The 10,537-nt window shown below is 43.5% G+C and carries 11 protein-coding genes; 6 read left to right on the forward strand and 5 right to left on the reverse strand.

What is annotated here, in order from left to right; all coding sequences use genetic code 11:
• Positions 1–467, reverse strand: a 467-nt coding sequence (locus JWQ85_RS15445) for a lysylphosphatidylglycerol synthase transmembrane domain-containing protein (protein ID WP_299469539.1), incomplete at its 3' end; no start/stop codon positions are given.
• 180 nt (positions 468–647) lie between these two features.
• On the opposite strand from JWQ85_RS15445, the gene JWQ85_RS15450 reads away from it, so the two are divergent.
• A complete protein-coding gene (locus JWQ85_RS15450; protein ID WP_299469541.1) occupies positions 648–1,517 on the forward strand; it encodes a carbon-nitrogen hydrolase in 870 nt (289 codons plus the stop codon).
• Between the two features lie 159 nt (positions 1,518–1,676).
• The gene (locus tag JWQ85_RS15455) at positions 1,677–2,726 is read left to right on the forward strand and encodes an agmatine/peptidylarginine deiminase (protein ID WP_299469543.1); all 1,050 of its coding nucleotides are present in this window, start codon (positions 1,677–1,679) and stop codon (positions 2,724–2,726) included.
• A gap of 1 nt (position 2,727) precedes the next feature.
• On the opposite strand, the gene JWQ85_RS15460 is transcribed toward JWQ85_RS15455, so the two are convergent.
• The gene (locus JWQ85_RS15460; RefSeq protein ID WP_299469545.1) at positions 2,728–3,834 is read right to left on the reverse strand and encodes a PH domain-containing protein; all 1,107 of its coding nucleotides are present in this window, start codon (positions 3,832–3,834) and stop codon (positions 2,728–2,730) included.
• Positions 3,835–4,055: 221 nt separating this feature from the next.
• On the opposite strand from JWQ85_RS15460, the gene JWQ85_RS15465 reads away from it, so the two are divergent.
• From JWQ85_RS15465 to JWQ85_RS15480, 4 genes are all read left to right on the forward strand, one after another.
• Positions 4,056–4,874, forward strand: coding sequence for a DUF5668 domain-containing protein (locus tag JWQ85_RS15465; protein WP_299469547.1), 819 nt, complete (start codon positions 4,056–4,058; stop codon positions 4,872–4,874).
• A gap of 99 nt (positions 4,875–4,973) precedes the next feature.
• Positions 4,974–5,309: a DUF4288 domain-containing protein gene (locus tag JWQ85_RS15470; protein WP_299469549.1), complete on the forward strand. Its 336-nt coding sequence runs from the start codon at positions 4,974–4,976 to the stop codon at positions 5,307–5,309.
• 23 nt (positions 5,310–5,332) lie between these two features.
• Complete coding sequence (locus JWQ85_RS15475; RefSeq protein ID WP_299469551.1) at positions 5,333–6,367, forward strand: sensor histidine kinase; 1,035 nt, start codon at positions 5,333–5,335, stop codon at positions 6,365–6,367.
• Positions 6,364–7,110 (forward strand): response regulator, encoded by a 747-nt coding sequence (locus JWQ85_RS15480; RefSeq protein ID WP_299469553.1) that lies wholly within the window; start codon positions 6,364–6,366, stop codon positions 7,108–7,110. The genes JWQ85_RS15475 and JWQ85_RS15480 overlap by 4 nt, the downstream gene beginning before the upstream one ends.
• Positions 7,111–7,176: 66 nt before the next feature.
• Here the strand turns inward: JWQ85_RS15480 and JWQ85_RS15485 are convergent, their stop codons facing one another.
• The 3 genes from JWQ85_RS15485 to JWQ85_RS15495 all read right to left on the reverse strand — a co-directional run bounded on the left by JWQ85_RS15485 (position 7,177) and on the right by JWQ85_RS15495 (position 10,124).
• The gene (locus tag JWQ85_RS15485; RefSeq protein ID WP_299469554.1) at positions 7,177–7,902 is read right to left on the reverse strand and encodes a DUF3891 family protein; all 726 of its coding nucleotides are present in this window, start codon (positions 7,900–7,902) and stop codon (positions 7,177–7,179) included.
• A 172-nt stretch (positions 7,903–8,074) separates the two neighbouring features.
• Positions 8,075–8,965: a flavin reductase family protein gene (locus JWQ85_RS15490; protein ID WP_299469556.1), complete on the reverse strand. Its 891-nt coding sequence runs from the start codon at positions 8,963–8,965 to the stop codon at positions 8,075–8,077.
• Between the two features lie 163 nt (positions 8,966–9,128).
• Positions 9,129–10,124: a fumarylacetoacetate hydrolase family protein gene (locus JWQ85_RS15495; RefSeq protein WP_299469558.1), complete on the reverse strand. Its 996-nt coding sequence runs from the start codon at positions 10,122–10,124 to the stop codon at positions 9,129–9,131.
• Positions 10,125–10,537 lie beyond the last annotated feature (413 nt).

Consider the following 10,537-nt stretch of genomic DNA (forward strand, 5'->3'; position numbering starts at 1 on the left):
AGGCCTATAGCCCACAAGCCGCTGAGCCTATCGAACATGATAGCCCAAAATACTTTTTTGGCCGGTAATTTATAGGTTTTGTTGAGCAGATAGATCTTGTAACCATCGCCACCAATACCACCCGGTAACAGGAAGTTATAGAACAACCCCAACAAATATAAACGAAAGTTAAAACGCGGATCGAGCTTTAGTTTGATGGATTTAAAGAAACTTGATAAACGCCATGACGACATCACCATAGAAGCGAAGAAACATAGCAGCGCGGCAAACATCCACCAGTAATTGGCATGTATTAGCCTTAGTTTTACCTTTTGCAAGGGCACTTTGCTAAATACATAGTATAGCAGAACCGAGGTTACCGCAAATTTAAGCACCACTTTAGTAATGTTCCACAAAGTATCTTTCCAGGTTTTAGGCTTAATAGCCTTCTCCATATCTTCTACTTCGGTTTCTGCTAAATCTTTCATTCGGATGCAAAGCTATGTTTTTTTTAGATTTCATGTTTTGATTTCACAGATTTTAACATTGATTACACAGATTGATATTGACATTCGGTGTAATCTTAAAATCAAATCAGTGTAATCATAGTAGTAAAATCGGTGTAATCACCAATCAAATCCTTATTTTTGCGCAAATTTCTATCAGATATGAGTAAGGTAAAAGTTGGTATAGTGCAGATGACCTGTACTGCAAATAAACAGGAGAACCTGGATAAGGCCATTGTTAAAGTTAGGGAAGCAGCCGCCAAAGGCGCGCAAATTGTTTGCCTGCAGGAGCTTTTTACATCGCTGTATTTTTGCGATGTGGAAGATTACGATAACTTTAAGTTAGCCGAACCTATCCCCGGCCCATCAACCGATGCTTTGCAAAAAGTAGCTGGCGAACTGGGTGTGGTGATCATTGCCTCGTTATTTGAGAAACGCGCCCAGGGCGTTTACCATAATACCACCGCCGTTTTAGATGCCGATGGCAGCTACCTTGGCAAATACCGCAAAATGCACATCCCGGACGACCCGGGCTTTTACGAGAAATTCTACTTCACCCCCGGCGACCTTGGTTACAAAGTTTTTAAAACCAAGTTTGCTACTATAGGTGTGCTGATCTGCTGGGACCAATGGTACCCCGAAGCTGCACGCATTACCGCATTAATGGGTGCCGAAATATTGTTCTACCCAACCGCTATTGGCTGGGCAACCACGCAGGACGAGGCCACTAACGTTAAACAATACAACGCCTGGCAAACCATCCAACGCTCGCACGCGGTAGCCAATGGTGTGCACGTGGTAAGCGTGAACCGTGTTGGCGAAGAAGCAGGTGTTAAGTTCTGGGGAGGCTCGTTCTTTGCCGATCCGTTTGGTGAGGTTTTGCACCAAACTACTGTTGAGCAGGAAGAAGTGATTGTAAAAGAGCTGGATCTGGATCAGTCTGATTACTACCGCAGCCACTGGCCATTTCTACGCGACCGAAGGATAGATTCATATCAACCGATTACAAAACGTTTAATAGATAACGATTAACCTACAATACCCCACGCGTCATTGCGAGGTACGAAGCAATCTCCTAGCCTCACCCTGCCCTCTCCAAAGGAGAGGGTAAAAAAGAGATTAAAGTCCTCTCCTTTGGAGAGGATTTAGGTGAGGCTTCCTCGCAATGACGGTTTTAATACAACATCAGCCATGAGCCAATCATCAAACCAAAACTTACCAAAAGGATTCCACTTCCCTGCCGAATGGGCTAAGCATTCCGCCACATGGCTAAGCTGGCCGCACAAGGAGGCTTCGTGGCCGGGTAAACTGGGGATGATATACGGCAAATATGCTGAGTTCATTAAGGTACTAACCGAAGGCGAGATCGTTCGCATTAACGTGGTTGATGAGCAAATGGCGGCCTTTGCCAAACAGCAATTGCAGATTGTTGGTGCCGACTTAAACAAGGTTGAGTTTTTTGAATTTGGCACTAACGATGCCTGGTGCCGCGATCATGGCCCTGCATTTTTGGTGAATTACGAAACTAAAGAAAAGGTTATTGTTGATTGGAACTATAATGCATGGGGTGATAAGTATCCTCCGTACAATCTGGATGATGTTATCCCTACAAAAATTGGCGCGCAGTTTAACCTGCCGGTATACCACCCGGGTATTGTGATGGAAGGTGGCTCGGTTGATTTTAACGGCGCGGGCACTTTGCTTACTACCACTGCCTGCTTACTCAACAAAAACCGCAACCCGCATTTAAACCAGCAGCAGATTGAAGAATACCTGCAAAATTACTACGGGGTCGAACAAATACTTTGGCTGGGCGATGGCATTATAGGCGACGATACCGACGGCCATATTGATGATATTACCCGTTTTGTAAATACCGATACCGTGGTTACCGTGGTGGAAGAGAACAAAAACGACGAGAACTACCACATACTACAGGAAAACCTGCAAACCCTTAAAACCATGCGCCTGCTAAACGGCAAGCAACTAAACATTGTTGAGCTGCCCATGCCCAATGCCGTTGTATATGATGGACAGCGTTTACCGGCATCGTACGCAAACTTCTACATAGGTAATTCGGCAGTTATTGTACCTACCTACCGTTCCCGTCACGACGATAAAGCGCTGGATATCCTGCAGAACTGCTTCCCCGACAGGAAGGTTATCGGCATCGATTCAACAGATATTATCTGGGGCTTGGGGAGTTTCCATTGTTTGAGTCAGCAGGAACCGGCGGTGTAATTTATTGGGTGATGTAATACCAGGGGATTTTAAATAATCCTTTTTTTACCTGTATATGTACATTAGCACCTATAAAAGCCTGGTTGTAAAATTCACGCGATATCTTTACTTCACTTGGTATATCATTCATTGCCCATGAACTTAATTTAACATGATATACCGTAGTGCTTTTTCCTCCGGATGACTTGTCTGTTATTGTAACAGGAAAGCTTTGAGGAGCCGAATTATCTAAATTACAGTTGATAATTACCGCAAAACTATAGCTGTATATGAATGCTATAAATATTACAGCCAAACCCTGGCCCCATAGGGCACTTTTCGATCTATCCCACCCCTTAAAGTATAAAACAATAGAAACCAATATCCCTACCAAAACAAACGGCAGCCAAACATGATCGCCCCGGAGAATTGAATAATCTACCAGTGATTTAATTAGTGCTACGATACCAGATATGTACATCCCCCAAATAATACAAGGGTATGCGCTACTGGTTTTTGTGACTAATTTAATTAAGCCTTTTGATTTAATTAGCAATACAATTCCAATTAAAGGCCAGAGCACTAAGATTGTGTCTACTTTAGATTGGGTTCTTAAAAGTACAATGGATAACACAAATATTGCGATACCGCCAGCATTATATATCAACGCTATTTTTTTAGCTTTTTTAAATTCATCAAGTCGTTCTCCTTCTGTATTACCTAACTCAGCATCCTGTAAAATTATCTTTAAATCGTTCTGTCTATCCAATTCATTTAAATCGGAGTAATGAAGAGAAAGGGATTCTATTAATTCGGTACTATTACCAATACTGATATAGTCATTGATCATTAATCCACGAACTCCTTGCTGATTAGCATAAATAAAGATGGCTTTATCTTTAACTCTATAACCTTTAACAAGACTGTTTGGTAATTCCCTTGTACCAAACAGTCCTCTTACCGCTATTGAGGTATCTGAAATTACAACCCGTCTTTTAAATGTATATAGTGCAAGTAATATCCCCCCTGTCAACATAAGCACGGAGAAGATTATCATACCAATATAGCTATTGGAACTGTTGGCTTTTGAAAGCAAGTACATACTTGCGCAAACCAGTGCAGCAGTCATTAATCCGTTAAATACTTTTCCGAAAGTCGATATCTTATACTCCTGTTCCATTGTAATTATTTAGGTTTCCTAAAGTATATATTTTATTAATCTTACCAGAACCTAATTTTTTACCGACAATTTATACCCCCTTACCGACTTCTTTAATCATATTGCCAATTATACATTTGCATATATGTAATCTTAAGTTAGTTTTGGTTAAGATTAAAAATAAGAAGACCATGTCTAACAATATAGATCATATAAACCGCACTCCAAAAAACAAGGTTTTAGCCGGGGTAATATTATTGGCAGTAGGCGGTATACTGCTCATTAAACAATTCGATTTTTTCTTTTTCCCTAACTGGATATTCAGCTGGCCAATGTGGATCATAGTTTGGGGTATATATTATGGTGCTAAACATAACTTTCGTAAACCGCTATGGTTTATACTCGTAATAGTAGGTATGGGCTTTTTGCTCGACGATATATTCCCCAATTTTAACGTGAGCGATATTACATGGCCAATACTGCTTATTAGTTTTGGTTTATGGATAATAATGAGACGGAGGGGTGAACCCGCAGTCGCTAATGGCGACTACTGGGACAAAAAATACCAGGCCAACCCATACAGTGCAGATAAACCTTTAGCAAACTTTGATACCGAAGGTACTGAAGCTGCTGCACCCGAACCTATAGGCAGCATCCCCCCACCATCCGAAGATGATTACCTTAACGCTACCGCTGTGTTTGGCGGCGTTAACAAAACCATCCTATCTAAAAACTTTAGGGGTGGCGATATCACAAATGTATTTGGCGGTACCGAGCTTGATTTTACCCAGGCGGATATCCACGGGCGTGTAGTAATAGATATTACCCAACTGTTTGGCGGTACAAAAATTATCGTGCCTGCTAACTGGCACGTAATACCAGACCTTGCCGCGGTATTTGCCGGTGTGGATGACAAACGCATTAAACACGCGCAAACCAGCACTACCGATAAGGTTTTGGTGCTGAAAGGTGTATCGCTGTTTGCCGGTGTAGATATCCGCAGCTATTAATTAAAATAACGGACAAGAAAGTGTTTCATAAAGTCCTCTCCCTTGGAGAGGATTTAGGTGAGGCTTATCAATCATATAATTTAAAGGGAGAGATACGTTATGAACTGGTATGTAGCAAAATTAGTTTTCAGGGTAATAAGCGGCAATGGCGACCATAACGCGCAATTTGACGAGCAATTACGCCTTATAAATGCCGACAATGAAATAGAGGCTTATGAAAAAGCAAGCACTATTGGCCATGCCAACCAGGATAGCTTTATAAACGTAAAAAAGCAAACGGTTAAATGGCAATTTATTGATGTTGCCGAACTGAATGCTTTAAGCGGCCTTACGGATGGCACCGAGCTATATTATAACATACACGAAGCAACAGACCCAGACCTTTACATTGCCTGGGCACATCATAAAAGCGCCCTGCTGGGTGCAAAAAACTAAAACCTAACAATAAACAAAAAGCTTTGGCTTCATCACAAATATCGCAATCAAAATTAATCGGGGCCTTCGCGGTCTGCGGGTTAGTATGGGCCGCCTTGCAGGGCTATATTATCCATAGCTTCGGTTTCCCCTGGATGACTGCTGTTACCGATAGCGCTACCAGTGGCATATTGCTATGCGGTGCATGCTGGCTTATTAATAATAACCTGCGTTATTACCAGCCCGATAAAGAAAGCTACATCTATCTGCTGATATGGTGCGCCGCGCTTGCTGCCGCCTGTATTGCCGGTTGCCGTTACATACTGCCGCTGTTTAACATGGGGCAGGTGTACCATAACTTTTTATTGCAATCGTTGGTTATCCGCTTCTTTACGCTGTTTTTAGCTATTGGATGGATGGCCATGATCAGCGCCCTGTGGTACACACAGCTGGACCATAAAAAAACCGTCGACCGTAAAACCGAAGCCGAAAAACTGGCCCGCGATGCCGAGCTTTACAACCTTCGCCAGCAATTACAACCCCACTTTTTGTTTAATAGTTTAAACTCTATTAATGCCCTTATAGGCTTTAAGCCTGATGAAGCACGGAAGATGATCCACCAACTGTCGGATTTTTTACGAGGCACCTTAAAAAAAGACGATCAGCTTTTAGTACCCCTGACCGATGAATTGACGCATTTAAATTTATACCTGGAGATTGAGAAGGTTCGTTTTGGCCATCGCCTGCAAACCGAGATAAGCTGCGATGATAAATGCGGCGAGGCCACGCTGCCTTCCATGCTGTTGCAGCCACTGGTAGAGAATGCCATAAAGTTTGGCTTATACGATACCACAGGCGAGGTTACCGTAAGCATCCGTGCCGAATCAGAGGACCAGTATCTTGTTATTATGATCCAAAACCCTTACGACCCAAAAACAAGTCGCCCGCGTAAAGGGACCGGTTTTGGCTTAAGCGGGGTACAACGCCGACTTTATTTGATATTTGCGCGTAACGATTTGATGGAAACTCACGCAAATGATAATATATTTACAACCATAATAAAAATACCGCAGTTATGATCAGCGCTTTAATTATTGACGACGAGCCTTTGGCCCGTATGGTTGTACAAGAATATTTACAGGCTTTCCCCCAGATAGAAGTGCTGCAGGAATGCGGTGACGGTTTTGAAGGCCTTAAAGCCATTCAGCAACACCAGCCCGACCTGATATTTTTGGACGTGCAAATGCCCAAAATTAATGGCTTCGAAATGCTGGAACTGGTGGACAATCCGCCGGCGGTAATATTCGCTACAGCGTTTGATGAATATGCCATAAAAGCTTTTGAAACACATGCGGTAGATTATCTTTTAAAACCCTTTAGTAAAGAACGCTTTACCAAAGCTATAGAAAAACTACTGGCGCAGGCCCCTGCCGGCCCTACACCGGTTACCAAAACTAACCCATTGTTAGAAGAAGCCGCCCAATCGCCTGGGCAAAACGAGCGTATTGTGGTAAAAACCGGCACCAAAGTAAAGATCATATCTGTACAGGATGTGGAATACCTGCAAGCCGATGACGATTACGTAAGCGTTATTACCGCGGAAGGCGCGTTCTTAAAAAACAAGACCATGGCCTTCTTCGAGAAGACCTTAGATCCACGATATTTTGTGCGCGTACACCGCTCCTACATCATAGCCATACAGCAAATTACCCGTTTAGATCCATACGAAAAAGACAGCCACCTGGCCATCTTAAAATCGGGCGCTAAAATACCGGTAAGTAAAACAGGCTATGTGAAATTGAAGCAGGTGCTGGGAATATAAGCGTCTCCGGCCATGCATTGCCAGCCTAAAGGAGACGCGAAGTATCGCGTCTCTACAATGATCTGCTTATTTCTCTAACCGCCAAACCGTTTCTACAACATCTGCTTCTGCTAATTCTTTCTTGAACTGTTCGCAGCTTTTAAATTGCAGGGTAGCAAGCTTCCTGCTTTCTAAACTAAGGCTGAACCTTTTTTCATCAAACGGCCAGGGCTTTACGGTGAGGGAACCATTGCTGTTTTGCATCAGTTTATATTGTCGTTTATCCGGCCCCCGGCTTACTTCTATTGTGCGGTTTTCTGGCTGCACCTCGTGTTGGGCAAGCAATAAGGAAAAAGCATCGCACCATTCCAGCAAACCATAGATCCTGGTGGCCTCTTTTGGGGTTATTTTAAGCGCTTTCCGCCATGCCCTTTGCAATTTTTCCTGTTCGGCCAAAAAGGGTTTTACTAATGGGTTGGTACCGGCTTCGCGTGTGTACAGGAAAACCATATGCATGGATGTTAGCAGGGCAATGTACCGGCTTTTAGATACAGAGAAATCATGCAACCGTTGGCTGTGCTCCGGCTCAAATTTTTTCATTTTAAAATCTACCGGGCCACCTTGCGGGGTAAGCAGGTCGTCAGCTTCCAGTTCGGTTTGGGCATCGTCGTGGTCGGCTATGGCTATTAGGGTTTCCACCCAGCGATCGGGACGGTCTTTTTTACGCCATTGCACAGCAATTTGGGCCGCAAGCAGGCCATGCGCCCTTTGCGTTATAATTTCCCAACCTTGTTCTGTATAATTGACGATCATTAAAGCAATAATGATTGAGAAGGGAAAATTGTTTATCCCCACGATGTAGAGACGCAATACTTTGCATCTCCCGCCATACAATTATCTGCCTAAAGCGGACGCGATACTTTGCATATCTCATCAAGCAATTACCAACCTAAAGGAGACGCGAAGTATCGCGTCTCTACAATATTCATTCTGCCAGCAATACCATCCAGGCTTCTTTCACCAACCCATCATCCAGCAGTTTTTTAGCTTTCAGGTGCAGCTGCAACTCGCGGGTTTGACTGTCGCCTATGGTAGCATCAAAGAGTTCTTTTATCTCATCGGATTGTACATAGGCTTCAATTTCACTATCCGTCGGCAACACTTCAACATTGCCCAACTGGCCCAGGTTATTACCCGTAAGTACCTTTGAATGGCGGATAGCGTACGGAATAGCATCTACCCCAATACCTATTGTGCTTACAGGTTTTGCCACCTTAAACAGGTTATCGGCAGTAACACGGCAATACCAATCGCCACCGAGGCGGGCCACCAGATCTATTTTTTCCTGGTTGACAGTGCCATTCTCGCTTAAAATATCTTCCTTGATATGAATCAGTTTGATCTCGGCTATTACCAAATTACCGGCACCCGGTATTTCGCCAAGGCTTATTATCTCCCTTACAACACACTCCAACTGCACCGGCGATTCGGCCACTCGGGGCGGTTTTACCATGGTTGAAGGCAGTTCGGTTAAACCTGCTTTAATAAACTCGTTTACGCCTGCCGGGTATTCCACGCTTGATAGAGATACCTGCTGCACCATATCGTAGTTCACAATATTGATAACACACTCGGGCACTTGTTTCAGGTTTTCCAGCGTGTGTTTGGTAGTATTATCCCTCACCCTGCGCGACGGAGAAAACACACATATCGGCGGGTTTACGCTAAACAGGTTAAAAAAACTAAACGGACTCAAATTTACATTACCAGCCTTATCAATAGTTGATGCCAGACAAATAGGCCTCGGCGCCACCGCATGGTTAAGGTAGGCTTGTATTTGTAACGGGGAAAGGTCTTTTATATCGAGGGTTAGCATGATTTTCTCCACGCGTCATTGCGAGGTGCGAAGCAATCTATTAGCCTCACCCTGCCCTCTCCAAAGGAGAGGGTTCTGATTGGCTTCCTCAAGTCCTCTCCTTTGGAGAGGATTTAGGTGAGGCTTCGTCGCTATGCTCGCAATGACGGCTTTATTATTTGTATTATTTCTTTATCGCCAGCAACGAAAAATCATCATTACTCTTCTTAATTATATTGCCAAGCATCCCTAATCCGGTTATTTCCATTTCAACCAAATCGTTTGGCTGTAACCACTGAACCTGATAGTTGGGATCATTTAGTAACCCGGTGCCGTTAAGTTCCAGGAAACAACCCGTACCCACCGTACCCGAACCTATTACATCACCCGGCAGTACATCACAACCATAGGCGCAGCGTTCTATGATCTCGGCAAATGTCCAGTCCATATCGGCCATGTTGCCGCTGCTAACTTGTTTGCCATTAACTACGCATTTCATTTCTAAATTATAGGTAACGCCGGTATGCCCTTCTTTTGGTGAAGTTTTATATTGCTCCAATTCATCGGGCGTAACCAGCCAGGGACCAATCACGGTCGAAAAATCCTTTCCCTTTGCAGGACCAAGGTTGAGCAGCATTTCTTCCATTTGCAGGGTGCGGGCGCTCATATCATTCATGATCATATAACCGGCAATAAAGCTATCGGCATCTGCAGCTTTAATGTTACGGCCTTTTTTATTCAGCACCACGGCAACTTCAAGTTCAAAATCAAGTTTCTGAAAATGATCGGGCATGCACTCAATTTCGCCGGGGCCTTGAATTGCGTTATGGTTGGTAAAATAAAATATAGGGTATTGGTCAAACTCCGCGATCATATCTACCTTGCGGTTGCGCCGCGCGGCTGCCACATGCTGCCTAAAAGCATATCCGTCACGGCACGATGTTGGGTGTGGTACCGGTGCCATCAGCTCATAAAATAGTTCCTCTTTAGCCTGCAGCTTACCAGATTTGATAGCCTCATTAACCTTTTTGGCCCGATCCATCAGCTCATCTCCGCCCCATAAAAACTCATTCATGTTATCGGGGATTAGCTTATCGCAGGAGTTTAGGTTGTAAATATGTCCGTTAATAAATATACCTAAATGTTCCCGGTCTTCGGTTTTGTAGGATACTAATTTCATAAGTTAGGATTGGTTTATTGGAAATCAAAAGTAGTTATTTTGGTTGATTGGTTATTGGTTTAAGAATTGATTTACGGAAGGAGGCTCCGCTGGAGCCATTTACCTTATTAATATTTTCTATAAACAGGATGCTCCTACGGAGCTTTTAATGTCACTTCCTTACTCCGGAGGAGTTACCTGTTTATAGAAACACCTCATATTTTCCTATAGGCTCCGTAGGTGCCTCCTTAACTACTCACCAATCACCAATCACAAAACTATGCTTGCATATTAATTTCTTATACCGTAATTTTGATACCAATGATGAGCATTAAAAAACAGTTTTACTTTTCCCTTGGGCTTACTTCTATGAGTAACTCCTCTTCTTTCAGGGATGCTGTGCTCTCTAAGATCGCGCTGGCGCAATTCTAACT

The sequence above is a fragment of the Mucilaginibacter sp. genome, assembly GCF_028288105.1.
GTDB lineage: Bacteria > Bacteroidota > Bacteroidia > Sphingobacteriales > Sphingobacteriaceae > Mucilaginibacter.

Bases quoted from the DNA above. Each gene is read 5' to 3' on its own strand.
- JWQ85_RS15450 (WP_299469541.1), top strand. From the start codon at position 648: ATGAGTAAGGTAAAAGTTGGTATAGTGCAGATGACCTGTACTGCAAAT.
- JWQ85_RS15455 (WP_299469543.1), top strand. From the start codon at position 1,677: ATGAGCCAATCATCAAACCAAAACTTACCAAAAGGATTCCACTTCCCT.
- JWQ85_RS15460 (WP_299469545.1), bottom strand. From the start codon at position 3,834: ATGACTGCTGCACTGGTTTGCGCAAGTATGTACTTGCTTTCAAAAGCC.
- JWQ85_RS15465 (WP_299469547.1), top strand. From the start codon at position 4,056: ATGTCTAACAATATAGATCATATAAACCGCACTCCAAAAAACAAGGTT.
- JWQ85_RS15470 (WP_299469549.1), top strand. From the start codon at position 4,974: ATGAACTGGTATGTAGCAAAATTAGTTTTCAGGGTAATAAGCGGCAAT.
- JWQ85_RS15480 (WP_299469553.1), top strand. From the start codon at position 6,364: ATGATCAGCGCTTTAATTATTGACGACGAGCCTTTGGCCCGTATGGTT.
- JWQ85_RS15485 (WP_299469554.1), bottom strand. From the start codon at position 7,902: ATGATCGTCAATTATACAGAACAAGGTTGGGAAATTATAACGCAAAGG.
- JWQ85_RS15490 (WP_299469556.1), bottom strand. From the start codon at position 8,965: ATGCTAACCCTCGATATAAAAGACCTTTCCCCGTTACAAATACAAGCC.
- JWQ85_RS15495 (WP_299469558.1), bottom strand. From the start codon at position 10,124: ATGAAATTAGTATCCTACAAAACCGAAGACCGGGAACATTTAGGTATA.